Origin of the sequence: Streptococcus sp. Marseille-Q5986, from assembly GCF_946902915.1 — a bacterium.
Lineage (GTDB): Bacteria > Bacillota > Bacilli > Lactobacillales > Streptococcaceae > Streptococcus.
Map to the genome: position 1 here is coordinate 193,734 of NZ_CAMPPY010000003.1, position 25,239 is coordinate 218,972.

Sequence of the window (25,239 nt, forward strand, 5' to 3'; positions counted from 1 at the left end):
GAAAATCTCTATAACTTATCCTTTAATTTCTCAACAAAGAGATAGGCTGCTGGGCAGGTCAAAGTATTTTTGATTGTCAAATGATTAATTTGATAAATCTTCTTGCGATCTGTATGAGGGAACTCGCAGCAAGCCTTTGGTCGAACGTCGTAGATTGAGCAGAGATCGTCTCCTCCTAGAAAGGGGCAAGGCATGGATTTGAAAACCTTATCCCCATCTTCATCCACCTGCAGAAATTCCGCTTCAAAAGCTGGTAATTTCATCTTAAAGTACTTGGCGATACGTGTAATATCTGCTTCTTTGAAGTCAGGTCCCAATGTCTTGCAACAGTTCGCGCAGGCGGTACAATCAATCTCAGCAAAAACTTCTTGGTGAATTTGCTGAGCTATCTTATCTAAATTTTTTGGCGGCTTTTTCTTTAGATTTGCTAACACTTTGCGATGCTCCTTCTGCTTTTGCAGTGCTAGTTGGTGGTAATACTCAATATCAATTTCTTTAGACATAATTGCTTTCTAATACAAGTGCTTTTGTCTATTATACCATAAACTATTTTCTATTTTTTTTCCTTTACATACAAAAAGCCCTTCGGATAAAATCCGAGGGGCTAAAAATGTTGTTAGATCAACGACCAAACTTTTGAATTTCAAAGTTCGGGATAAAATAGTTCACTGAACTAGATTATTTTTTCAAGTTGTAGAATGATTTCAATCCACGGTATTCTGCTACTTCACCAAGTTGGTCTTCGATACGAAGCAATTGGTTGTATTTAGCGATACGGTCTGTACGTGAAAGTGAACCAGTTTTGATTTGTCCTGCGTTAGTTGCAACTGCAATGTCAGCAATTGTTGAATCTTCAGTTTCACCTGAACGGTGTGATACAACGGCAGTGTAACCAGCTTCTTTAGCCATTTCGATAGCTTCAAAAGTTTCAGTAAGAGTACCGATTTGGTTAACTTTGATAAGGATTGAATTAGCAGCACCTTCTTGGATACCACGTGCAAGGTAGTCAGTGTTTGTTACGAAGAAGTCGTCACCAACAAGTTGTACTTTCTTACCAAGACGTTCAGTAAGAGCTTTCCAACCATCCCAGTCGTTTTCATCCATACCATCTTCGATAGTGATGATTGGGTATTTGTTAACCAATTCTTCAAGGTAGTCGATTTGTTCTGCAGATGTACGAACAGCGGCGCCTTCACCTTCAAATTTAGTGTAGTCGTAAACTTTACGTTCTTTATCGTAGAATTCTGATGAAGCACAGTCAAATCCGATAAATACATCTTTACCTGGAACATATCCAGCAGCTTCGATAGCAGCAAGGATAGTTTCAACACCATCTTCAGTTCCTTCGAAACGAGGAGCGAATCCACCTTCGTCACCTACGGCAGTTTCCAAACCACGTGATTTAAGGATTTTCTTAAGAGCATGGAAGATTTCAGCACCGTAACGAAGGGCTTCTTTAAATGTTGGCGCACCAACTGGCAAAATCATGAACTCTTGGAAAGCGATTGGAGCGTCAGAGTGAGAACCACCGTTGATGATGTTCATCATTGGAGTTGGAAGAACTTTAGTATTGAATCCACCAAGGTAGCTGTAAAGTGGGATCTCAAGGTAGTCAGCAGCAGCACGAGCTACAGCGATAGAAACACCAAGGATTGCGTTTGCACCCAATTTACCTTTGTTAGGAGTACCGTCAAGTGCGATCATAGCACGGTCGATAGCTTGTTGGTCACGTACATCGTAGCCGATGATAGCTTCAGCGATGATGTTGTTTACGTTGTCAACAGCTTTTTGTGTACCAAGACCACCGTAACGAGATTTGTCACCGTCGCGAAGTTCAACTGCTTCGTGTTCACCAGTAGAAGCTCCTGATGGAACCATACCACGTCCGAAAGCACCTGATTCAGTATAAACTTCTACTTCAAGTGTTGGGTTACCGCGTGAGTCTAGGACTTCGCGAGCGTAAACATCAGTAATAATTGACATTTTTTACTCTCCTTTGAGTTAAATTTTTTACACCTCTATGATACCTTAAAAATAAGCGTTTTTCAAGAAAAAACGTTATCTTTGTGTAAATTTTCCTTAACTTTATAAAGTAATCGCTTTCTTTTTGTCTGTTTTCTAGCGATTTTTGTGATATACTATTTTTATGACAGATTTATCAAAACAACTACTAGAAAAAGCTCATGGTGGATCGAAATTAAACCCTGACGAACAACGCCGCTATCTCGGCACTTTCGAGGAAAGAGTTCTTGGCTACGCGGATATTAATACTGCCAATAGTCCTGAATTAGAACATGGATTTTTCTCTATTTTAGAAAGTTTTCAAGAAAAGGTAGAGGAACTTTTTGTGAAGATCTCACCAAATATCGAGTTTGACAAACAGGTCTTTTACTTAAGACAAGCAAAGGAAAGCAACTGCCAGGCGACTATTGTTTCAGATGATCATATCACCTCTCCTTTTGGCCTTGTCATTCACACGAACGAACCTGTTCAAGTAGAAGAAAAAGACCTTAGACTTGCTTTCTCAAACCTCTGGGAAGAGAAAAAGACAGAAACGTCTAAAAAATCCATCTGGAAAAAATGGTTAGGTTAATCCTTTCTCATATTTAATAAATGACCGATATTAGTAGCTGTGTGCTCCAAATAGAAACTGGCATTTTTCAGACTATCTTCTAAAGGTTCACTTTTCTCCAAAATAGAAAAAGCGGCTTGGATATTTTCAAATGGTAGGGAAGGTAAATCTTCAGCGAGACTACCACAAATAGCAATAACAGGAACTCCGACAGGGGTTCTTTTTACTACACCAATTGGTGCTTTCCCTGCTAAACTTTGACAATCTAACCTTCCTTCTCCAACAATAACCAAGTCAGCATCAGATACTTTCTTATCAAAGTCAATCAAGTCTAGGCAGGTGTCAATTCCGGATACGATACTTGCCTTAGCAAAGGCACACAAACCGCCAGCAATGCCTCCACCAGATCCTGCTCCTTTAATTTTCAATGTTGCAAGGGAGACTTTTTCATAAAAATCTTGGATTGCCTGATCTACTGCCTCAAACATAGTAGGATCCAGACCTTTTTGCTTTCCAAAATTGTAGATTGCACCTTGATGTCCACATAAGGAACTCACGACATCTGCTAAAATACGAATGTGAACATCTTCAGGAATTTTATAGCAATTTCTATTGAAGCAGAAGCTAAGTTTAGTAAGTTCTGACCGCAAGCAGTCAAGGCATTTCCATCCCTATCATAAAATTGATACCCAAAACCAGCAGCAATTCCCAGTCCTCCATCATTACTGGCCGTACCACCAACGCCAATATAGATTTCTTTAGTCCCTTAAGTAATGAGGTAGCGAATCAACTCTCCAATACCACGAGTTTGGATTTGCAGTGGATTTCGTTTCTCCAGCGGAATTTTTCCAAGGCCGACCAAGTCAGCTACTTCAAATAGAGCTAATTCCCCTTTTTGAAAATAGAGCATGGTTTCTTTTTGGCCAAAAGGTCCTGTCACTTGGATCCATTTTTCTTCTAGGTCAAGAGAATGTCGGATAGCATCTACAGTGCCTTCTCCACCGTCACCAACAGGACAGAGCAGACATTCTACAGCTACTATTGACTGTTCGAAGCCTCTTTTTATAGCTTGAACGACCTCTTCTGCCGTCAAACTCTCTTTAAAAGAATCGGGTGCAATTACAATTTTCATAGTTCACTCTCATTCTAAGAAATCAATCAAAGGTAGAACTTCTAAAAGATCCCTTTTATCTACATGACAAGCTGTCTCAGATTTTACGACCTCTTTGGCACAAAAGGCTATACCGTGACCTGCTGTCTTTAACATCAAGAGGTCATTGGCACCATCACCGATAGCAATCGTTCTTTCTTTGGGAAGTTTTAGGTCTTTTCTCCATTTCTCAAGAGTAGCTTGTTTTTCTTGGGCTGTAACAATTTCACCAACTAATTTTCCTGTTAGAAGACCATCTTTGACTTCAAGTTGGTTAGCAGAGAAATAGGTAATACTAAGGGATTTTGCTAGCCTCTCAACTATTGGTGTAAATCCACCAGACACCAGACCTACTAGGATGCCCTTCTTTTGGAGAATGGAAATGAATTCCTGGGCATTTGGCGTTAAATGAATAGAGTTAAAAACTTTCTCAAAGACCGAAATAGGAAGGCCTTCCAACAAGGAAACTCTGTCTCGTAAACTGCTTTCAAAGTCTAACTCTCCTCTCATTGCCCGACTTGTAATCAGCGAAATTTCCTCCTCACGACCTGTCTCTCTACCCAACAAATCAATCACTTCTTCTAGGATTAAGGTGCCATCAACATCCATAACACACAAGCCTTTTACTTGGGACATAAATTCTCCTCTCTAAATAGCCCAAAAATCGTATGAAGTCATCATACGATTTTATCTATTAGTTAACTAAACTATGGTACAAGTCAAGGTATGATTTGCAGGCTGTATCCCATGAGAAATCACACTCCATAGCTTGTTTTTGTAAGTTTCTCCAAACGTCAGGATGGTTCCTATACAAGTCCAATGCTGCTTGGAAAGTCCAATTTAACCAATAAGGAGATAGATTGTCAAAACTAAAGCCTGTACCGCTTCCTTCGATTGGATTGAAAGCGCGGACAGTATCTCGCAAACCACCAACTTCATGAACCAATGGTAAGGTTCCGTAACGCATCGCCATCATTTGAGACAAGCCACACGGTTCGAAACGACTCGGCATGAGGAAGAGGTCACAAGCAGCGTAGATTTCTTGAGCAAGTTTGACATCAAAAGTAATATTTGCTGATAGCTTGTCAGGATAAACTTGAGCAAACCAAGAGAAGGAATGTTCAAAAGCCGGGTCACCTGTTCCTAAAAGGACTATTTGAACGTCCTCCTGTAAGAAACGATGCAAGCTTTCTACAACAACATCAAAACCTTTTTGGCGTGTCAAACGAGAGACAATCCCAACTAGAGGAACATCTGCTCGGACTGGCAACCCCACTCTCTCTTGCAATTTTGCTTTGTTTTGGGCTTTCCCAGACAAATTTTCTTGACTAAAATGATAGTCTAAAAGAGCATCCGTCTGAGGATTATACAGGTCAGCATCAATCCCATTCACGATACCAGATACCTTGCCAGATTCCATTCGAAGAATCTGATCCAAGTTACATCCGAACTGACTGGTCATAATTTCATGAGCATAACTAGGTGAAACGGTTGAAACACGATCAGCATAAAGAATACCAGCCTTCATCCAGTTCAGACAGTTGTTCCATCGAAGGGTGCCATCAGCATAACGTTCAAAGCCAACTCCAAACAAATCCCATAACATTCCTTCTGAAAATTGTCCTTGGAATTCCAAATTATGAATGGTTAAAACAGTTTTTATTCCTTGATAGGCTTGAATCCAACGGTATTTTTCCTTTAACAAGAAAGGAATCATAGCTGTATGGTAGTCATGAACATGGAGAAGGTCAGGAATAAAGTCGATGCGTTCCATGGCTTCAAGAGCAGCCAGTTGGAAAAAGGCAAAGCGTTCACCGTCGTCAAAATCACCGTACACATGACCACGGAAGAAATAATACTGATTATCAATGAAGTAGAAAGTAACCCCATTCAAGACCGTTTTCTTAATACCACAGTACTGTCTACGCCATCCTACACTAACTTCAAAGTGGAGAACATCCTCGATCTGGTCGCCGAACTTAGCTTCTACCATATCATAATAAGGCAAGAAAACTGCAACTTCGTGCCCTGCTTTTACAAGTGATTTGGGAAGCGCGCCAATGACATCGCCCAAACCACCTGTTTTTGAAAAGGGTGCTCCTTCTGCCGCTACAAATAAAATTTTCATGAATAAATGTCCTCTGTTACTTTGCTACCTTTCTTAACGACAACTGGATGTTCTGCCCTTCCTCTAATGACAACACCGTCCGCAACTTCAACGCCCTTATCCAAGATAGCATATTCAACTTGGGCACCCTGACCAATCACAACACGAGGGAATAAAATGCTGTCCTTCACCACACTATCTTTGTGAACATAAATGTTACGAGATAGGACTGACTGAACTACTTCACCCTCAATGATACTACCAGAAGCAAACTGAGAAGTACTTACTTTTGAAGTATTCGCATAGTAGGTTGGCTCTTCGTTTTTGACTTTTGTATAAATCTTTTGATTTGGTGAGAAAAGTGAGTAGAACTTTTTAGATTCAAGCATATCAATGTTTGCTTGATAATAGGACTGAACAGAATGAATATTGGCTAGATAGCCCGTGTATTCGTAAGCAAAAGCACCTTCTTTTACAGCTAAATCGCGGAGAACATAGCGCAACTTTTCAGGATATTCTTTCTGAGCTTCTTCTTCAAGTCGTTCAATCAACCATGGAGTATCCACAACAAAGATATCTGTAGACATGTTGAAAAGTTCATCCGTAGATTTGCTATCAAATAGTTTATGAGAACGAACATGGTCTGTTTCATCCACTTCCAAGATTGCATTTACTTCTGAAATGTCTTTCTTAGGTAATTTTTTATAAACTACAGTGATAGGTCCTTTTGTTGTATCGTGCAGGTGAAAGACTTGATTCAAATCAATATTCACCAGTACATCGCAGTTAATCGAAACGGTTTGGTTTGAACCCGAACGTCTCAGGTAGGTGAGGAGCTGTTGGTAATATTCTTTTCCAACTGTGCTGCTTTCAACACGAGTATTGTAAATTCCTAAATAGTAGTGACTTAGAAGTGTTGACAAGCCCCATTCACGACCTGAACGGATATGGTCAAAGACTGAGCTGATATTATCTTGTTGGAAAATACCAAAGATACTACGAATACCAGCATTTGCAAGACTAGAGAGAGGGAAGTCAATCAAACGGTATTTCCCACCGAAAGGCAGACTAGCTACCGGACGGTGTTCTGTTAACGTTGACATATCATGAAAACCAACTGTGTTTCCCAAAATGGCTGAATATTTATCAATCTTCATCTGTTGCTACCCCCACTACTTCATTGTATCCCACTACTTGTACTTCGTCAGTTCCATCAATCTCTACGCCGTCTGCAATAATGGCGCCCTCACCGATAATAGCACGAGTAATCTTTGCATCATGACCAATAATAGCTCCGCTCATGATGACAGAGTCTACTACTTCAGCACCCTCACGTACTTGTGCTTCTGTTGAAAGAATCGAACCTTTAACAGTTCCATCTACAAAACAGCCATCCACGACCAATGAATCTTCTACATCAGCATGTTCACCAAGGAAGTTTGGTGGTGAAATCAAGTTTCTTGAGTAAATCTTCCATTGACGGTTACGGCTATCCAAGGCATTTTCTGGAGAAATGTACTCCATGTTCGCTTCCCAAAGTGACTCAATCGTACCAACGTCTTTCCAGTAACCACTAAATTCGTAAGCATAGACGCTTTCACCAGACTCGAGATAGTTAGGGATAACGTTCTTACCGAAGTCTGACATATCCACATTACTCTTTTCAGCAGCGACTAACATATTACGGAGACGTTGCCAATCAAAGATATAAATCCCCATAGAAGCTTTTGTAGATTTAGGTTGAGCTGGTTTTTCTTCAAATTCTACAATACGATTATTGGCATCTGTGTTCATGATACCAAAACGGCTTGCTTCTTTAAGAGGGACGTCTAAAACCGCTACTGTCAAACTGGCATTATTATCCTTATGGGACTGAAGCATGTCATCGTAGTCCATCTTGTAGATGTGGTCACCAGAAAGAATCAAAACATATTCTGGGTTGATACTGTCGATGTAGTCAATATTTTGGTAGATAGCGTGACTGGTCCCTTCAAACCAACGATTTCCCTCGCTTGCAGAGTAGGGTTGAAGGATAGAAACACCTGTGTTAATACCATCTAGTCCCCAGCTCGAACCATTTCCGATATGGTTGTTCAAAGCAAGAGGTTGGTACTGTGTAATGACTCCAACATTGTGAATCCCTGAGTTGGCACAGTTTGAGAGGGCAAAGTCAATAATGCGGTAGCGCCCACCAAATTGCACAGCTGGTTTCGCAAGGTTTTGAGTGAGTTTTCCGAGACGAGTTCCTTGCCCACCCGCAAGGATCAAAGCTAGCATTTCATTCTTCATTTTCTACTCCTTTTTGATTTTTATTTGTGACGGTTTTAGTAGGTTTCAAGCGACGTTTGATTTTCCATACACTTGCTCCCATAGCAGGCAGGGTAAAGGTCAAAGTCTGCTCGTAATCTTTCCATAAGCCTTCTTGAGTCTGAACTGTTTGATTGTGCTCTTTCCACACACCTCCCCATTCTTCTAGTTCCGTATTCCAAACTTCTTCGTAAATACCTGCAACAGGTAAACCAATCGTAAAGTCCTTACGTTCAACTGGTGCCATATTAAAGACACAGACTAACATTTCGTCCTTCTTGCCTTTACGAATAAAGGAAAGGACACTCTGAACTCTATTATCCGCATCGATAATCTCGATACCATCATAACTAGTATCAATTTCCCACAGACAGCGATGGTCTTTATAGAATTGATTCAGTTGTGAAGTGAAATGCTTCATCTTAGCATTCATCGGATCTTCTAGATTAGACCATTCCAACTGCTCCTCAGACTTCCACTCGAGGAATTGTCCGTACTCACTACCCATGAACAAGAGTTTCTTACCTGGATGACAAATTTGATAAGTGTAGAGATTACGCAACCCTGCGAACTGATTGTAGCGATCTCCCCACATCTTATGCATCATACTCTTCTTACCATGAACTACTTCATCGTGTGAAAAAGGTAGGAGATAGTTTTCATTGAAAACATACATGAAGCTGAAAGTCACCAAATTAAAGTCATATTTACGATAAATCGGATCTTCCTCGTAGAAACGGAGGATGTCGTTCATCCAGCCCATATTCCATTTATAGTCAAAGCCAAGGCCGCCCAGTTCTTTCATACCAGTAATCTTTGTCGCTGATGAACTCTCTTCTGCAATCATCATGATATCTGGATAAGCTAACTTAATCACTGTGTTCAACCGTTGAAGGAAGTAATAACCCTCGTAGTTAAGATTTCCACCGTCCTTATTTGGGGTCCAAGGAGCATTATCATAATCTAGGTAAAGCATATTGCTAACAGCGTCAACCCGAATGCCATCTAAGTGGTAAAAATCAATCCAAAATTTAATACTTGAAATCAAGAAAGACTGAACCTCATTTTTTCCGAGATCAAAATTTAGCGCACCCCATCCATAGTTATGAGCCTTGTTGTGGTCTTGGTATTCAAAAGTTGGTGTGCCGTCATAATATGCCAAGGCATCATCATTAATAGTAAAATGACCTGGAACCCAGTCTACTATAACACCAATATTATTTATATGACACTCTTCAACGAAATCTTGAAACTCCTCAGGTGTACCGTAGGAATGTTCAAAAGCAAAATAACCCATAAGCTGATAGCCCCAGCTCAATCCAAGTGGGTGAGCCATTAAAGGCATAAACTCAATATGTGTATAGTTCATTTCAACTAAATAAGGAATCAACTCTTCCTTCAGCTGTGAAAAACTATAGGGACTGCCATCTGGATTTCTCTTCCAAGATCCTGCATGAGCCTCATATATATTAACCGGTCGATTGAAAAATCCCAGACGCTTGCGACGCGCTAGCCAAAGGCCATCTTTCCACTTCTTTTCTCGAATAGTGGTCAGAACAGCTCCTGTACCTGGCCGGGCTTCAAAACGAACTGCCAACGGATCAATTTTCATAATCTGGTGACCATTTGCACGCGTAATATGATATTTATAAATCTGACCTTCCTGAGCTTGACTCGTAAAGACTTCCCAAACACCTGCTTCATTACGAACCATGGGAATCTGATTCTCAACCCAATCAGTAAAATCTCCAACTAGATGAACTGCTTGTGCATTTGGGGCCCAAACCCTAAAGGTATAGCCAATTTCTCCGTTTTTCTCCTCTCTATGTGCTCCTAAATAATGCTGGAGGTGAAAGTTTTCACCTGTAGTAAAGGTTCTTAATGCTTCTTGATTATTCATCCAATCCCCTTTCTCTTTGTAAGCGTTTTCTATATTTTTATTATACACTCTTTTAAGATAACTTTCAAGTAATTTACGAAGAAAATCATATTTTTTTATGAAAGTCTTCAAAAAATTACCGAGCATTTTAAAAAAGATATCCTGAAAATAGAATACGAAACGATTTCCATATATTTTTTTATTACAATACCAAAACATTCGCTTTTTATCAATTTGTAAGTAATTTTTTTGAAGAAAATAAAACCAGGAAAAGATTTCCTGATTTTATAGATTATTTTACATCAAATACAATGGATTTAACATTTGTCATCGCTTCGATACTATATTTAATTCCTTGCACTCCTGCTCCAGAACCTTTTACACCAAGGAATGGGAAATTATCTGGTCCGCGTTGTGTTTTATTATTAATATGAACGGTTCCCACTTCAAGTTTCTCAGCGATTTCAAAGGCCTTTTTGAAATCATTTGTAAAGACGGAGGATTGAAGACCAAACTCAGATTCATTGGCAATTGCTACTGCTTCATTCGCATCTGTGACACGGATAATTGGTAGAACAGGGCCAAACGGTTCTTCCCATGCTACTTTCATATCTTTTGTAACTTGGTCAAAAAGCACTGGCCAGAGAAGATTGCCTTCACGCTTGATTGGTGTAAGAGCCTGAGCGCCTTTTTCTTGTGCATCTTCAATCAAGCTCCAGATGAAATCAGCTGAAGTATTGTCAATAACAGGTGTGATATCAGCATTGTCAAATGGGTCACCGACTGTTAATTTAGAAACTTCTTCCTGAAGCAAAGTAGCCAATTTATTTGCTACACTTTCGAGAACAATGACACGTTTAATGGCCGTGCAACGTTGCCCTGAATAGCTAAAGGCTCCTGCAACGATTTGCTTGGCAGCGTGTTCCAACATGATAGGACGCATACCAGCTAAACGACCAATACGTTCTCCGATTGGAGTTGAACCTGTAAAGTTGATGAAGTTGACTTCTTTGTGCTCAATGATATAATCCCCAATTTCTGAACCACGACCAGTGATGGTGTTGAAGACACCTGCTGGGATTCCTGCTTCTTCAAAGGCTTTAGCTAGTAAGAGACCAGAAATAGATTCTTGCGTTGGCGGCTTAAACATAACGACATTTCCTGCAATCAGAGCCGGATCAATCTTGGCTCCAGAAAGGTTGACTGGGTAGTTAAATGGTGCGATAGCTAAGACAACTCCAACTAGCTCACGACGGACGACGGCTAGCTTGTTTTTACTTGCAGCCTTCCATTGCTTGTCCAGTAATACGGAGACCTTCCTCAGCAGCAAAATGGATCAAATCTGCTGTACGTACTACTTTTCCAATGGCTGCTTTAATCCCTTTTGCAATCTCTTTGGCAAGAATTGTACCAATTTTTTTATCACGTTCCAAAATATTTGCTGTCTTATGCAAATAGGCTGCACGCTCAACTGGTGCTAGATCACGCCATGCAGGGGGAGCTGCACGCGCAGCTTCTATAGCATCATCCACTTCAGCTTGGCTCATAGCGAGTACTGTCCCTAGTTTTTCTTGATTGATAGGAGAATAGATCGCAATCTCCTTCTCTGATGATTTCCATTTTCCATTCACTAAATTCTGATAATTTGTCAAATTCTCTTCCTCCTGAAAATGATTAAAACTTATTTTATCAAATTTTCAGAAAATTATAACCATTTTTGTGAGAACATTGATATTTTTTCACAAACTTGATTCTTAAAATTATTTGAATTTTATTCCTATTAGATATTGGTTTTCCAATAAAAATCAAAAAAGGTCTAGTTAATCTAAACCTTTTCAGAACATTAATTTACGAGAGTACTTTTAAGACTACGACACTGGTATCATCAATCACATTGGATTCTTTAGAACGACTATTAGACACCAGCATTTCAAGATTTCCTGCATTTTCAAAGTAGAAGGAAGTTCCTTTCGCATTAAAGACTACCAATAAGTGCTCCGGTCCACCGTGAATTTCGTAAACAATCCACCCACTATTTTCAGCAGCTGTATGGACGAAGACATGGCGATAGACTTCTTCGTATGTAGGATAAGAGAAGGCACCGGTCTGTGTTTTTAGGCGAATAATTTGGCGAATAAAGTCAATGCTCTCTTGTCTCTCATTGATTAAATCCCAGTTGACCTGGTTGACACTATCTGGAGCATTGTAACTATTCATAGCCCGTTCTCTATCTACCGCAGTCAGCTCGCCATTTTCTCCAGTAGCAAGGAGTTTAGTGCGGCCAAATTCTTGCCCCAACTCTATAAAGGACATCCCTTGCATGAGGATGCTCATCGCTGTTGCTGTCTCAACTTGGCGCATAATCTTATCTAAACTGTGATCTGGATGAAGGGTCACCAACAAATCATGCAAGTTATAATTATCATGGGCTTCCACATAGTTAAGGACTTGGTTTGGGCTAAGATATGAGCCCAATTCTCGACTACCAAGAATAGCTTTGGCTACAATCGGTTCTGTAGCAGCACCACTAACAAATCCTGCCTTGATTGAGCCATAAACTTCTCCTCCTTTGATGGCATCGCGCTGATCATCGTTGAAAAATCCAATATTTGGCATCTGGCAGGCATTGTCCTTCTTGGCCTTGTCATAAGGTGCAAGACCTGTCCCCATATCCCAACCTTCTCCATAAGTGAGAATACGCGGATCGACTTCATCAAGTGCCCAACGAATTACCTGCATGGTTTTAATATCGTGAATTCCCATCAAATCGAAACGGAAACCATCAATATTGTATTCTTTCACCCAATAAAGGAGTGAGTCAATCATATACTTGCGGTACATTTCGTGTTCGCTTGCGGTTTCATTTCCTACACCTGTGCCATTTTGGAAGGTTCCATCTGGATTCATACGATAGTAATAATCAGGAACAGTTGTTTGGAAAGGAGCATCAACCGTTGAAAAGGTATGGTTGTAAACGACATCCATAATGACACCGATTCCTGCATTATGATAAGCCTGAATCATGGTTTTGAGTTCTCGAATAACCTGTCCAGGATCATCTGGATTACTAGAGAAACTTGTTTCTGGTGCGTTGTAGTTTTGAGGGTCATAACCCCAGTTATAGGTTACATTTCCATCCTCATCATATTCCTTATGGCGATCAAAGATTGGTTGGAGCTGAACATAATTACAGCCGAGTTCTTTGATATAGTCAAAGGCTGTTGCTTGACCATACTGGTTAACCGTTCCAGTCTGAGCAGCCCCAAGGAAGGTCCCTCGAAGATTTTCTGGAACTCCAGATGTCGGCGATTTTGTAAAATCACGAATATGCAACTCACAGATAACGGCTTTACATGGATTTTCCAAACGCCAAGGAGCCTCTGTCCCATGCTTGACTTCGAACCCTTCTACCTGTCTATCTTGCTGAGAGAGAATGACAGAACGTTTCCCGTCAGGACTTGTAGCGATAGTGTATGGGTCTCGTATCAAAGTCTGGTGGTGCGGAAACTCAATCTGATACTGATAGGCTTTACCGGCAAGATTTTCATCCATGTCTACGCTCCAAACACCAATGGTATTGTACTTATGACTGTATGAATAACTATTCCCACGCTCAAGATTAAAGGTTTTCCAAACCGGCGCGTCGTTGCTTGTATTTTCATAAACGACCACTTGGACAGCTGTAGCGGTTGGAGCCCAGAGTTTAAAGCTTGTCTGGTAGTCTGAGATACTGTAACCTAACTCTCCTTGGTATCCCCAATGATGATCAAAACTTTCACTGTGAAAGGCTTTATCAAAAGCAAACGGGTTTTGATATTTATAGTAAGGACTTGCAATGGCTGGATTTTCAGAATAATAGACTGTCTCATCACCATCCAAAATCCAAACCTCAGTCAACAGTGGATAATGGTTAAACCGTAGGAGATAGTCTTTTGTCTTTCCATTTATTTCGACAGAAAAGGTCAGAGTATCGAGCCTTTCTGAACTTGTAACTGTAAAGGAGAGTTTTACTCCAAAATAGTCATTTTCATAATACAAATTTTCTTTAATATCCGCCTGTTTTCTACTGAATGAACAAACATCATAATCCCCATTTTTTCGGTGAAAATGGATGACTACAGGGTAACTATACATTTTTTCCTAATTTCTAATTTAATTCATTTTCTTCCGCGCTGATGGATTCAGCAGCAATTTCATTACGATTGACAAAAAATTCAATGTGGTTATGGCAAACTTCAAGTTCAACTGGCGTATCACCACCGTATTCTCCATCTAGATTTAGCATAAAGGGTTCTTCGTCGTCCAAGACCTCTAAACGGAGTTTGCTAGTTTTAAGGTACTCAATATTAACATCCGTCACATGCTGACCTCCATTTAGAGCCTGTATTAACAAGGCCAACATCTCAAATAACTTGTCTGTTTTTACCAGAATCAGAGTGAAATTGCCATCATCTAACTTGGTATTAGGTGCTAACTGCTCAAAACCACCAATTGAATTGGTCAAGGCGACAAAAATCAATGAGACTTCCCCCTCGAAGACCCCTTGATCATGTATAATTTTCACTGGTCGAACCTTAGTCTGAGGAAACATTTCAATGCCTTTGGCGACATAGGCAAAATAGCCTAGGTGTGTCTTAACTTCACTGGGTACGCTATATGTCAACTCTGTCAAGGTACCTGCTGCTGCAATATTGATAAAGTACTTATCGCCAAAAGCGCGTCCAATATCCATTTGAATGATTTGATTTTGTCCGATAATTTTTGCTGCCTTAACGGGATCTCCAAGTGGAATCTTGAGAGCACGCGCATAGTCATTGGTTGTGCCTGTTGGGATGATAGCTAGTTTGGGACGATATTCAAGAGGAGCAACACCGTTGACCACCTCATTAATCGTACCATCGCCTCCCGCAACGATAATCAAATCAAAACCAGCTTTGGCTACTCTCTCAGCTTCTTTTTGTGCCGAAAGAGGTTCTGGAGTCGTTTGAAAGGCACTGGTTTCATAGCCAATATCTTCCAAAACATCCAGCACTTCTGCTATATTTTTCTTGATAATTTCCTGCCCTGAGGTTGGGTTATAAATTAAACGCGCACGTTTTCTTTCTTCTGTCATTGTTACAAACTTTCTAGCCAAGCTTCATCTCGAACCTCAATACCAAGTTCTTGTGCTTTTTGAAGTTTACTTCCAGCATCTGCTCCTGCAACAACAAGGTCTGTCTTTTTAGAAACACTACCTGTTACCTTGGCACCCAGACTTTCGAGTTTACTTTTAGCTTCTGAGCGCTTGATCCGTTCCAATTTTCCAGTCAATACCACGGTCAAACCTGACAAGGCCGCATTCGCAACTACTGTCTGACCTTTATAATCCAGATTGACCCCAGCTTCTTTCAATTCTCTGAGGAGAATTTCAGAGCCTTCTGTCGCAAAATAAGTCTGAAGACTTTGCGCAATTACACTACCTAAGCTTCCGATACTTGCTACTTCCTCTGGATCTGCTTGGGCTAGATTTTCAATAGAGTGGAAATGTTGGAGCAAGAGCTGACTGGCTTTACGGCCTACATGGCGAATTCCCAAACCAAATAAGAGTTTCTCGGCTGAATTTCCCTTAGATTCTTGGATGGCCTGATACAGTTTAGAAGCAGACTTTTCCTTAACACCCTCTAAAAGGAGGAAATCGTCTTCTTTCAAGCGGTAAATACCCGCCACATCCTTGACTAAATTGGCAGCAAAGAGCTTCTCAACAATAGATGAACCCAGTCCTGTAATATTCATGGCATCTCGAGAAGCAAAGTGAATCAAACCTTCCATGATTTGAGCAGGACAACGCGGATTGATACAACGGAGAGCCACTTCATCTTCAAAGTGCAACAAGTCAGAATTACAACTTGGACAGTTTGTAGGGATATCTAGTTTCTCTTCAGAAATTCGTTTGGACTCTACTACTCGTAAAACAGCAGGGATGATGTCACCAGCCTTATAGACGATAACCGTATCGTCCTTGCGAATATCTTTTTCAGCAATATAATCCACATTATGCAGGGTCGCACGACTAACAGTTGTTCCAGCAAGCTGAACGGGAGTCAGATTGGCAGTTGGAGTCACAACACCCGTACGGCCAACTGTCCAATCAACTGATAAGAGTTGAGCTTCTTTTTCTTCAGCAGGAAACTTGTAGGCTACTGCCCACTTTGGAGCCTTAACAGTAAAGCCGAGTTCTTCTTGACCTGCTAGGTCATTGACCTTGATCACCACCCCATCGATATCATAAGGCAGATTGTCCCGTTCCTCTCCTACTTCTTGGATAAAATTCCAGATTTCATCTATATTTTCAGCCAAGATTCGCTTTGGATTAACTACAAAACCTAGTTGTTCAAGGTGCTTCAAAACCTTTTTTTGGCTGTCACGAGTTGAAGGGCTGGCTTCTTGATAGAGGAATGTCGCAAGGTTACGCTTGGCAACTACTGCTGTATCCAGCTGACGTAGAGTTCCTGCCGCCGCATTACGAGGATTGGCAAATTCAGGTTCTCCATTTTCTTGACGAGCTTGGTTAACCTGGTCAAAAGAAGCACGTGGCATGTAACATTCTCCACGAACCGTGATATCTAGTTCTTCTGGCAAAGTTAACGGAATGTCCTTAACACGTTTAAGATTTTCTGTAATATTTTCACCAATAGAACCATCTCCACGCGTTGCCCCAGCAAGCAAAATCCCCTTTTCATAAGTAAGAGAGATAGATAAGCCATCGATTTTCAACTCACAAATATAGGTTGGATGGGCCACTTCCTTACGAACACGCGCATCAAAAGCTTCAAGCTCCTCACGTGAAAAAGCATCCTGCAAACTATAAAGAGGATACTGATGACTGTATTTTTCAAAACCATCTAAAACCTTGCCACCAACACGATGAGTCGGACTGTCTGCTAATACTTGATCTGGATAGGCAGCCTCCAACTCAACCAACTCACGGTAAAGACGGTCATACTCACTGTCTGAAACCGAGGGATTATCGCTGGTATAGTACTCAGTCGCATAGCGATTGAGCAAGGCGACTAACTCATTCATTCTTTTATTCATAAAACCATTTTACCATAAAACAAGCCCTCCTCACAAACGAGAAGGGCGGAAAAAATATTTAGTTTGAAATTATTTTTGAAGTCCAAGCAAACTTATGTCTCTTTTTCAAAACGAGTTCGAACATAAATAAACGATATACAAGACAAGATGATAACACCACTTCCAATTATCAGGAAAGAAGAGAGATGTACACTTGGCAAGACTGTCATAAATCCTTTTGCAATAGGCATAAATAGAGTAGCTAAGGTAAAAATTGTACTCAGTACTCTCCCAAGAAATTCGCTCTCAACCTTGGTTTGTACTTGAGTAAAAAAGTGAATATTAAAAATCGTCATAAACAATTCACAAACTAAATTTCCAGAAAAGGAAAGAAAAGTTGGCAGTGGTAATCCCATCATAAAAACTCCGACACCTGTCAAAGCCAGTAAAATCAAAAGATTATAAACACTTGCCTTTACTTTGCTAGCTAGAATAGCTCCCACAATGGAACCAATAGCCCCCATAGTTAAAATACTTGCATAAGCCCCTTCTACCCCGTAAAGTCGATTTGAAAAAGGGAGGAGAAATTCAAAGGCTGCAAAAAAGAAATTAACGCTGGAAGCCACTAACAGGAGAAAGAAAATCTCTCTTTGATGCCAGATATAGTGCAAGCCATCCTTGATATCCGCAAAAATATCTTTCTCAGTAAAAGGTTTCTTATCTTGAACCATTGGTTCTTCTTTTGGAAGTAAGGCCACTAGAACAAATGCTATGAAAAAAGTCAAAGCATCTAGTAAGAGCGTCAGATGGAGACTGGCAAATTGTAAAACGATGAAAGAAAGTACAGGGGAGCTAACACCTACAACCTGCAAAACCAGCTCTAAGCGAGAGTTATAGATCACAATCTCATCTTTCTCCACCACTTCAGTTATAATAGCTTTATTGGCTGTACGAGAAAAGGCAAAAGCAACCGCCTGAACAATATTGGCAAAAATCAAGGCAGCAATCATCAAGCTATCATTTCTGATGAAAGAAATAGCTAAACAGAGAATACCGCAAATCAAGTCCGTCGTCATCAAAATTTTGCGACGCGAAAAGCGGTCTGAAATCACTCCACCAAAGGGATTGACCAGAATCGATGTAACCAACTCAGAAATTTGATAAATTCCAAGAACAGTCTGTCCTATCGTTCCCATTGATGCCAACCAGACACTATTTCCATAATCATAGAGCATATTTCCTATCTTGTTAACAGCTCCACGGCTAATCAACTGTACTGCATAGCGATTCATATAAAAACTCCTCTCAAATTTTGAAACTATTGTATCAAAACCGAAAGGAGCTTTTGATTTTTTCCCTTATTTGGGAAAATTAATCTTTGACAAATTTTTCGTAGTGTTCCTGATAGTAGGCTACTTGCTCAGGAAGACCTAACACATCAAAAATATGCATGACCTCTTGCATCTGACTACAGCCTTCTGTACACTGTCCTTTTTGGTACAAGGCAAAGCCTTTTAGGTAATGTAAAATATTTCGTTCATACAGACTAATGTTTTTGCCAATAATCTTCTCTGTATAAGCCTCGAAATAGCTAGCATTATCAAAAGAAGAATGCTCTAAACAATGCTGGTAACAATTAAGGGCCAAAATCAAAACCAATCTCTTATGGCGCCCAATCTCTTGGTAAAATTCTTCCCTCTCCATAACTTCTCTACCAATCCGTGTGACATAGTCTACATCGTAGAAACTATAGAGATTACCAAAAAGAATCAACTCATACATGGTCCATTCTTCTGTTTGAAAAAGATAATCTGCTACCTTTTCCAAATCACTCTGACTCATCGTGTAACGAGCATCTCTTTGACAAATCAGACCTTGTAGCAGAATCCAATTCAGCTCAAAATAGAGGGGATTGGTCGAACTCTTCGCTTTCTTAAGCTGTTCCTTTTGAAGCTTTTGAAAACCAGCAATATCATTTGAGTAGTAAAGCGGAATAATCTGCGCCATCAAGGCAACATGTTCATGATTTTGAAAATCCCTAGCCTTGTCCATGAAATTTTCAATAGTCACATGAATATTATCCAAAATCTCAAAGAAACAAGAAACTGCTAGATCGGACTCCCCAAGCTCAAAGCGAGATAACTGAGAGGTTGAGCAGGACTCGCCTGCAGGCTCCTTTAAAGAATAATTTCCACTTGTCCGAAATTCACGAAATACTTTTCCAAGATGTTCCATCTTTACACCTGCTCTGATAATTCTTCCCACTCAAGCATAGCTTCTTCCTGACGGTGGCTGATTTTGTCCAGTTCAGCCTGCAATTCCATGAGTTTTTCGGCATCGTTTGTTTCCAACATTTGTTCAGAAATGGCTTGGCTTTGACTTTCTAACTCTTCGATTTCAGCTTCTAGATTTTCGATTTGTCGCATGAGCTTACGGGCTTCTTTTTGACTTTCTTTCTGAGCTTGGTAGTCATTAACTGAACTTGCTTCTTTTGCTTGATTGATAGTTGAAACTTCCTCAGTCTGAATCATTTCTACTTCTGCTTTCTTTTCAATATAGTAGTCGTAATCTCCCAAGTAAAGAGTCGAGCCGTTCTCAGACAGTTCCAAAACATGAGTGGCGACACGATTGATAAAGTAACGGTCATGGCTGACAAATAACAAAGTCCCATCAAAGTCAATCAAGGCATTTTCCAACACTTCCTTGCTATCAATATCCAAGTGGTTGGTTGGCTCGTCAAGGATCAGGAAGTTGTTGTTTTCCATAGACAATTTAGCCAAAAGCAAACGAGCTTTTTCGCCACCAGACAGCATGCCGACTGATTTTTTAACATCATCTCCTGAGAAAAGGAAGGCCCCAAGACGGTTGCGGATTTCAACTTCTGGTGTCAGATTAAAATCATTCCAGAGTTCATCCAGTACAGTATTACTTGGTGTCAGCTTGCTTTGGGTTTGGTCATAGTAACCAACCTCAACATTGGCACCAAAGCGCTTTTCACCCTTGATAAAAGGAATCCGATTCACGATTGATTTAATAAAAGTTGACTTGCCGATACCATTGGGACCAACGATAGCAACAGCATTCATCTTACGAAGGTCTAGGTTGATAGGCTCTGACAGTACTTCCCCATCATAGCCAATAGCCGCATTTTCAACAGTCAAAACAACATTGCCCGACGTTTTTTCAGACTGGAAGGTCATGTTGGCTGCTTTCTTACCAGCTTCAGGCTTGTCCAAACGCTCCATTTTTTCCAGTTGTTTACGACGAGATTGGGCACGTTTGGTCGTCGAAGCTCGGACTAGATTGCGATTGACAAAGTCTTCCAGAGCAGCGATTTCCTTCTGTTGCTTTTCATAGTTTTTTGCCTCAGTAGCTAGCTTTTGCTCCTTCAACTCAACAAAACGAGAGTAATTTCCCACGTAACGATCCAAGGAATGCTTGGTCAAATCCAGTGTAATCGCCGCAACCTTGTCCAAGAAATAACGGTCGTGACTGACAATAATGAGGGCGCCGCTATAATTTACCAAGTAATTCTCTAGCCAGGCTATGGTTTCGATATCCAAGTGGTTGGTTGGTTCGTCCAAGACCAAGAGATTGGGCTTTTCAAGGAGCATTTTGGCAAGAGCCAGACGAGTATTTTGACCACCAGAAAGCTCGGCAATTTTCATCTGCCACATAGATTCGTCAAACTTGAAACCATTCAAAATCGCTCGAATATCAGCTTCGTAGGTAAAACCATCTGCTTGACGAAAATTCTCAGATAAGCGGTCGTAATCGGACATCAGTTTATCCAAATCCTCACCAGACTTTTCGCCCATCTCCAACTCCATCTGACGAAGTTGCTTCTCAGTCCGACGCAAGTCATCAAAGACATGGAGCATTTCATCATAAATGGTATTTTCAGACTCAAAACGGCTATCTTGGGCTAGGTAAGACAGAGAAATATCTTTTTTCTTATTGATTTCTCCACTAGTTGGCTCCTCTTCCCCAACCAAAATTTTTAAAAGAGTAGACTTACCTGCACCATTTTTCCCAACAAGAGCAATTCGGTCTCGTTCATCTACTTGCAGGTTGATATTATCAAAAAGAACCTCTCCTGCAAAAGATCGTTCAATTTTATTGGCTTGTAAAATAATCATACATCTATTTTACTATCTTTTTCTCTTTTGCACAATTGCAATGAAAAAAGTTTGAGTCATAACCCCGGACTATTCATCTTCTTTTTCATTAGAAAGCGTATTGGGCTGTTCTTCTTCCAACGCCAAATTGGAAGCTACCAATAGCCTCATTAAGGTCATCAAACGAAATGCCTTTGGTTTTCATAACTTTGAAAACTTCAAAAAAAGGATTTTCATCGCTCTCAACATCAAAAAAGAAAGGACGAAATTTGTCCTTTCTCGTTCTTAGCTGACTTCAACCCATTACAGTTGACAAACATACTAAGATTAGTAGTGAGAAAATCTCCGACGGGAGAGAGTACTCACTACTTTTTCTTTATGTTAAAGTAAAGGTGTCTTGTAAAGTCGTAGGGCTCTTTGGCGCTAGACGTCGCGTATTGAAAATAAAATCACTAAAACACGGAATTATTCAAGACAAAAGAGGTAATATCATGCCTACAGTATTTGGGATTGATGTGAGTAAGGCAAGTTCTGAAGTGGCAATTTTAGTCAACGGTGAGAAGAGTCATGGCTACACTAGGCTCAATGACCCCATTAGCTTCAATCGTCTTTTGAACGACTTGAAAACTGTTCATAACCCTGAGATTATATTTGTCTATTCTAGGCGTCTTCGAGCCTTTCTTGAGGAATACGACTACGCTTATACACAGCTGAATCCTCTGGAAGCTAAGAAGCAATTGGACAGTCTGCGAGTTCGTAAAACAGACAAAATTGACGCTGAAAAGTTGGCTCATTCTCAGCTTGTGCACAATCGTAAACAAACTTACGTGCATCAACACCTGCGTGATTTAAGTCCTTTCTATCAAAATCATTGTTCGAGCTAAAAACCGTCTACACAAGGTCTTACAAGTCACCTTTCCTGAATTGGAAAATCTCTTATCCACACCAACTGGAGAGCCATATTGGAATTTAGTGATGGCTTTTCCATGCAAAGAGTTTGTAGTAAGCCTATCTCAAAGTGAATTGTGGAAAATCGTCCGTCAATCTACCTCCAAACGAATCCCTGAAAAGCCTATTGCTTACCTGACTGATAAACTTATAAAACTCGCTAAACAATCTTTTTGTGCGGTCAAGAAAATCTCTCCAATGCTGGAAGAGCTTCGTTTCTATGCTCAAAAATTGCTTCGTCTTTCTGAACGCAGACAGCTTGTCTTAGATGACATGGTCGCTCTAGCTCAGCCTTTACCAGAGTATGACATCTTACGTTCAATTTCTGGCATCGCAGAAACCACAGCGACATCTATCATTGGCGAATTGGGAGATATTCGTCGCTTTCAGTCTACCAATCAAAGCAACGCTTTCATTGGCATTGACCTGAGACACTATGAATCTGGGAACTTTCTCGCCAAGCCAAGGAACACATTACTAAACGAGGGAATCCCTCTGCCAAAAAAATCTTGTTCAAGTCCATTCATAACATCGCTTCAGCTCGTCATACCAATCCCTGCCATATCGCCGACTTTTATGAGAAACGAAAAAGACAAGCAACAATAGCTTCAACCAAGCCACATGCGATTGCCTCTATACATCGTCTCATTCGAACAATGTATTACCTCATTACGCATAACAAACTTTACGATTACTCTCTGACCCAAAATCGATAAGGCTGTCTATGCCGTATTATTATAACACCTTGTTTCAAAAATACCAGATGAGGTGTTTTTTAGCATGGAGCAATAAGTGGTAAAAATAAGACAGTAACCTCAGAATAGCTACTGTCTTATCTCTTTTTTACTTAAAGCTCTTGTTATACTTGACAAATGGTAGAAAAGAGTCGGAAAAACTCAATCTCTTTTCTTATTCTTGATTTTTAACTTGACTGGTGGCTACATCTTCCCCAAACCATTTCTGGCTGATTTCCTGGAATTTTCCTTCTTGGTATAGTGAGATAAAGGCTTGGTTCAATGCAGCTAGCAAAGTTTTATCAGCAGGTCTAACACCCACTGCAAAAGCTTCACTTTCAAATCCAGCTGAAAAGACATTGTAGTCACTTAATATCCCTTCAGACTGGAGATAATAATTGGCATATACTCGGTCAATCAACAAAGCATCAATCCGGTCATTTTTCAAATCAATTAAGGCTTCATTAAAACTTTGGTATTGATTAGCCTTCTGGTCTTTCACTCGGTTCTTGAGTAGTTCGGGTTGTCCTTCAAAATTCAAATAGCCAGAAGATCCAGCCTGGGCCCCTAAAATTTTGTCTGTCATATCCTGAATTGAGTGGATATTTTGAGACTTTTTAGAGACCAAAACTTGTTGATTTTCCATGTAAGGAATGGTAAAGGCAACCTTCTCTTTCCGTTCATCTGTAGCTGTATAGCCATTCCAGATGGCATCAATGGTACCATTTTGTAGTTCGGTTTCTTTCATATCCCAGTCGATGGGTTGAAATTTAATCTGAATTCCTAGCTTTTCAGAGACAGCTTGGGCTAGGTCAATATCAAAACCTACATACTGGCCATTCTTTTCCTCAAATCCCATGGGAACAAAGGTATTGTCAAAGCCAATAGTAATGCTACCCTGCTTTTGATATTTGGCCCAATTATCCTGATTTGGATCACTTACCTTCTGAGTACAAGCTGTCAGGAAGAAGCTAAAGAACAGAGCAAGTACAAGGGCAATTTTCTTTCTCTTCATAGGCACCTCCTACTCTGGATCAACCTTAAGGATCTGATCAGCAATGTTTTCCGCAAACTGAAGGTCGTGCGTCACAACAATCTGGGTCATCCCACGCTCTTTGTTTTGAAGGATAAGTTTTTCTACTTCTAATCGCAACTCTGGGTCTAAGGCTGATGTAGGCTCATCATATCCAATAATTTCTGGGTTTATCATCATGGCGCGTGCTAAAGCCACCCGTTGTTTTTGCCCACCAGATAATGAGAAAGGAAAGGCATCTGCATGCCCAACTAACCCAAGTTGTTCTAATAAACCACGCGCCTTCTTCTCAGCAACTTCCTTCTCTATGCTCATGGTTTTTATGGGCGACAGAGTTAAGTTTTCTAGAACTGATAAATGCGGAAAGAGTTGAAAATCTTGGAAAACAAATCCCAGAAGATTGCGCTTTTCTAGTTCATCTATAGCTAGCGATTCGCCGTTATAGTAGATTTCTCCAGAATCGATGGTTTCCAATCCAGCTAGCATACGTAACAAGGTTGTCTTGCCTCCTCCTGATGGACCTACGATTGCGAGGATTTGCTTTTCAGGAATTGATAGGCTGAAGTTGGTTAAGATTTGTTTGCCACCAAAGGCCTTGTTAATGTTTCGTAATTCAAACATAGCAATCCTCCTATCTGTAATAACTATACTTCTTCTCAAGTTTTTTCGCTACAATGGTTACAAGACCAATCATAATCAAATAAATCGCCCCAGCTAAAAACATAGGCACAAGGCTGGCATCTCGATTGGCTGCTGTACGACTAGCCAAAATCAAATCTGAAATCCCAAGGGCATAGACCAAAGAAGTATCCTTGACCAAACTCATAATTTCATTAAAGACGCTCGGTAAGACAATCTTTGTAACCTGAGGCAAAATAATATAGCGCACTGTGTCAAATGGACTAAACTTCAAGACCTTAGCAGCCTCGTACTGCCCTTTTGGAATGGTTTCGATCCCACCACGAAAGATTTCTGCAAAGTAGGCTGCATAGTTCAATACAAAAGCAATCACAGCAGCAGGCAAACGATCTAAACGTATCCCAATACTAGGGAGCACATAGTAAATAAAGATTAATTGCAAGAGCAAAGGAGTCCCTCGCATTACCCAAATATAAAGGTCAATGAGATAATGGAGGGGTTTCCAACGGACTTGCAAAGCAAAGGCAACGACAATACCTAAGGGAATTGAAAAAATTAAAACCAGAGCAAAGACCTGAAGTGTCATACTTGCACCGTTTAACAAACTTGGTAATATCTCAAACATATAAGACATACTGCACCTCCTAAAAATAATTGTTCCTATTATAGCATAAATAAACAATTTAGCAAGAGTAATTG

At 40.3% G+C, this 25,239-nt stretch carries 17 protein-coding genes and 4 pseudogenes; 3 read left to right on the forward strand and 18 right to left on the reverse strand.

Annotated features, from left to right (window positions below; genetic code table 11):
* Window positions 1-8: 8 nt before the first annotated feature.
* Together OVN21_RS06235 and eno are read right to left on the reverse strand one after the other, a co-directional pair.
* Window positions 9-503: a YkgJ family cysteine cluster protein gene (locus OVN21_RS06235; protein ID WP_267247718.1), complete on the reverse strand. Its 495-nt coding sequence runs from the start codon at window positions 501-503 to the stop codon at window positions 9-11.
* A gap of 175 nt (window positions 504-678) precedes the next feature.
* The gene (gene eno, locus OVN21_RS06240) at window positions 679-1,983 is read right to left on the reverse strand and encodes a surface-displayed alpha-enolase (protein WP_000022813.1); all 1,305 of its coding nucleotides are present in this window, start codon (window positions 1,981-1,983) and stop codon (window positions 679-681) included.
* 163 nt (window positions 1,984-2,146) lie between these two features.
* Between eno and OVN21_RS06245 the strand changes: the two genes are divergently transcribed.
* A complete protein-coding gene (locus OVN21_RS06245; RefSeq protein WP_267247720.1) occupies window positions 2,147-2,593 on the forward strand; it encodes a DUF1694 domain-containing protein in 447 nt (148 codons plus the stop codon).
* Here OVN21_RS06245 and OVN21_RS06250 read toward each other — a convergent pair.
* The 13 genes and pseudogenes from OVN21_RS06250 to OVN21_RS06310 form a co-directional block, all read right to left on the reverse strand.
* Window positions 2,590-3,704 (reverse strand): annotated as a pseudogene (locus OVN21_RS06250) (glycerate kinase). The gene OVN21_RS06245 and the pseudogene OVN21_RS06250 overlap by 4 nt on opposite strands.
* Window positions 3,705-3,713: 9 nt before the next feature.
* Window positions 3,714-4,358 carry a phosphoserine phosphatase SerB gene (gene serB / locus OVN21_RS06255; protein WP_267247722.1) on the reverse strand — a complete coding sequence of 215 codons (645 nt, stop codon included), beginning with the start codon at window positions 4,356-4,358 and terminating at the stop codon, window positions 3,714-3,716.
* Between the two features lie 58 nt (window positions 4,359-4,416).
* The gene (glgA, locus tag OVN21_RS06260; RefSeq protein WP_267247723.1) at window positions 4,417-5,850 is read right to left on the reverse strand and encodes a glycogen synthase GlgA; all 1,434 of its coding nucleotides are present in this window, start codon (window positions 5,848-5,850) and stop codon (window positions 4,417-4,419) included.
* Window positions 5,847-6,986, reverse strand: a complete 1,140-nt coding sequence (glgD, locus tag OVN21_RS06265) for a glucose-1-phosphate adenylyltransferase subunit GlgD (protein WP_267247724.1) — start codon at window positions 6,984-6,986, stop codon at window positions 5,847-5,849. Before glgD ends, glgA begins: the two co-directional genes overlap by 4 nt.
* Entirely contained in the window at window positions 6,976-8,118 is a 1,143-nt protein-coding gene (locus OVN21_RS06270; protein WP_267247725.1) for a glucose-1-phosphate adenylyltransferase, read from the reverse strand. Before OVN21_RS06270 ends, glgD begins: the two co-directional genes overlap by 11 nt.
* Window positions 8,108-10,036: a 1,4-alpha-glucan branching protein GlgB gene (gene glgB / locus OVN21_RS06275; protein ID WP_267247726.1), complete on the reverse strand. Its 1,929-nt coding sequence runs from the start codon at window positions 10,034-10,036 to the stop codon at window positions 8,108-8,110. Before glgB ends, OVN21_RS06270 begins: the two co-directional genes overlap by 11 nt.
* Before the next feature lie 271 nt (window positions 10,037-10,307).
* Window positions 10,308-11,667, reverse strand: a pseudogene (locus tag OVN21_RS06280) (aldehyde dehydrogenase family protein).
* A 196-nt stretch (window positions 11,668-11,863) separates the two neighbouring features.
* Window positions 11,864-14,149, reverse strand: a complete 2,286-nt coding sequence (gene pulA / locus OVN21_RS06285) for a type I pullulanase (RefSeq protein WP_267247727.1) — start codon at window positions 14,147-14,149, stop codon at window positions 11,864-11,866.
* Between the two features lie 13 nt (window positions 14,150-14,162).
* On the reverse strand, window positions 14,163-15,128 hold the full coding sequence (locus OVN21_RS06290) for a diacylglycerol kinase family lipid kinase (RefSeq protein ID WP_267247728.1): 966 nt from the start codon (window positions 15,126-15,128) through the stop codon (window positions 14,163-14,165).
* Window positions 15,129-15,130: 2 nt separating this feature from the next.
* The gene (gene ligA / locus OVN21_RS06295) at window positions 15,131-17,089 is read right to left on the reverse strand and encodes an NAD-dependent DNA ligase LigA (RefSeq protein WP_267247729.1); all 1,959 of its coding nucleotides are present in this window, start codon (window positions 17,087-17,089) and stop codon (window positions 15,131-15,133) included.
* Between the two features lie 92 nt (window positions 17,090-17,181).
* A complete protein-coding gene (locus tag OVN21_RS06300; RefSeq protein WP_267247730.1) occupies window positions 17,182-18,360 on the reverse strand; it encodes an MFS transporter in 1,179 nt (392 codons plus the stop codon).
* Window positions 18,361-18,439: 79 nt separating this feature from the next.
* A complete protein-coding gene (locus OVN21_RS06305; protein WP_267247731.1) occupies window positions 18,440-19,303 on the reverse strand; it encodes a MutR family transcriptional regulator in 864 nt (287 codons plus the stop codon).
* 2 nt (window positions 19,304-19,305) lie between these two features.
* Window positions 19,306-21,207, reverse strand: coding sequence for an ABC-F family ATP-binding cassette domain-containing protein (locus OVN21_RS06310; protein ID WP_267247732.1), 1,902 nt, complete (start codon window positions 21,205-21,207; stop codon window positions 19,306-19,308).
* 115 nt (window positions 21,208-21,322) lie between these two features.
* On the opposite strand from OVN21_RS06310, the pseudogene OVN21_RS06315 reads away from it, so the two are divergent.
* Window positions 21,323-21,475, forward strand: a pseudogene (locus OVN21_RS06315) (transposase); the annotation flags it as partial.
* Between the two features lie 202 nt (window positions 21,476-21,677).
* Window positions 21,678-22,850 (forward strand): annotated as a pseudogene (locus OVN21_RS06320) (IS110 family transposase).
* Between the two features lie 193 nt (window positions 22,851-23,043).
* Here the strand turns inward: OVN21_RS06320 and OVN21_RS06325 are convergent.
* Genes OVN21_RS06325 through OVN21_RS06335 form a run of 3 tightly spaced genes read right to left on the reverse strand, consistent with a single transcriptional unit; the run spans window position 23,044 to window position 25,174 of the window.
* Window positions 23,044-23,883, reverse strand: coding sequence for an amino acid ABC transporter substrate-binding protein (locus tag OVN21_RS06325; protein WP_267247733.1), 840 nt, complete (start codon window positions 23,881-23,883; stop codon window positions 23,044-23,046).
* Between the two features lie 9 nt (window positions 23,884-23,892).
* Complete coding sequence (locus tag OVN21_RS06330) at window positions 23,893-24,522, reverse strand: amino acid ABC transporter ATP-binding protein (RefSeq protein ID WP_267247734.1); 630 nt, start codon at window positions 24,520-24,522, stop codon at window positions 23,893-23,895.
* A 10-nt stretch (window positions 24,523-24,532) separates the two neighbouring features.
* On the reverse strand, window positions 24,533-25,174 hold the full coding sequence (locus OVN21_RS06335) for an amino acid ABC transporter permease (RefSeq protein WP_000121156.1): 642 nt from the start codon (window positions 25,172-25,174) through the stop codon (window positions 24,533-24,535).
* Between the last annotated feature and the right edge of the window lie 65 nt (window positions 25,175-25,239).

Excerpts from the sequence above, each read along its gene's own strand:
- OVN21_RS06325 (WP_267247733.1), bottom strand. The coding sequence starts at position 23,883 with ATGAAGAGAAAGAAAATTGCCCTTGTACTTGCTCTGTTCTTTAGCTTC.
- OVN21_RS06270 (WP_267247725.1), bottom strand. The coding sequence starts at position 8,118 with ATGAAGAATGAAATGCTAGCTTTGATCCTTGCGGGTGGGCAAGGAACT.
- OVN21_RS06245 (WP_267247720.1), top strand. The coding sequence starts at position 2,147 with ATGACAGATTTATCAAAACAACTACTAGAAAAAGCTCATGGTGGATCG.
- OVN21_RS06300 (WP_267247730.1), bottom strand. The coding sequence starts at position 18,360 with ATGAATCGCTATGCAGTACAGTTGATTAGCCGTGGAGCTGTTAACAAG.
- OVN21_RS06305 (WP_267247731.1), bottom strand. The coding sequence starts at position 19,303 with ATGGAACATCTTGGAAAAGTATTTCGTGAATTTCGGACAAGTGGAAAT.
- OVN21_RS06290 (WP_267247728.1), bottom strand. The coding sequence starts at position 15,128 with ATGACAGAAGAAAGAAAACGTGCGCGTTTAATTTATAACCCAACCTCA.
- pulA (WP_267247727.1), bottom strand. The coding sequence starts at position 14,149 with ATGTATAGTTACCCTGTAGTCATCCATTTTCACCGAAAAAATGGGGAT.
- serB (WP_267247722.1), bottom strand. The coding sequence starts at position 4,358 with ATGTCCCAAGTAAAAGGCTTGTGTGTTATGGATGTTGATGGCACCTTA.
- glgD (WP_267247724.1), bottom strand. The coding sequence starts at position 6,986 with ATGAAGATTGATAAATATTCAGCCATTTTGGGAAACACAGTTGGTTTT.
- OVN21_RS06235 (WP_267247718.1), bottom strand. The coding sequence starts at position 503 with ATGTCTAAAGAAATTGATATTGAGTATTACCACCAACTAGCACTGCAA.
- glgB (WP_267247726.1), bottom strand. The coding sequence starts at position 10,036 with ATGAATAATCAAGAAGCATTAAGAACCTTTACTACAGGTGAAAACTTT.
- ligA (WP_267247729.1), bottom strand. The coding sequence starts at position 17,089 with ATGAATAAAAGAATGAATGAGTTAGTCGCCTTGCTCAATCGCTATGCG.
- eno (WP_000022813.1), bottom strand. The coding sequence starts at position 1,983 with ATGTCAATTATTACTGATGTTTACGCTCGCGAAGTCCTAGACTCACGC.
- glgA (WP_267247723.1), bottom strand. The coding sequence starts at position 5,850 with ATGAAAATTTTATTTGTAGCGGCAGAAGGAGCACCCTTTTCAAAAACA.
- OVN21_RS06310 (WP_267247732.1), bottom strand. The coding sequence starts at position 21,207 with ATGATTATTTTACAAGCCAATAAAATTGAACGATCTTTTGCAGGAGAG.
- OVN21_RS06335 (WP_000121156.1), bottom strand. The coding sequence starts at position 25,174 with ATGTCTTATATGTTTGAGATATTACCAAGTTTGTTAAACGGTGCAAGT.
- OVN21_RS06330 (WP_267247734.1), bottom strand. The coding sequence starts at position 24,522 with ATGTTTGAATTACGAAACATTAACAAGGCCTTTGGTGGCAAACAAATC.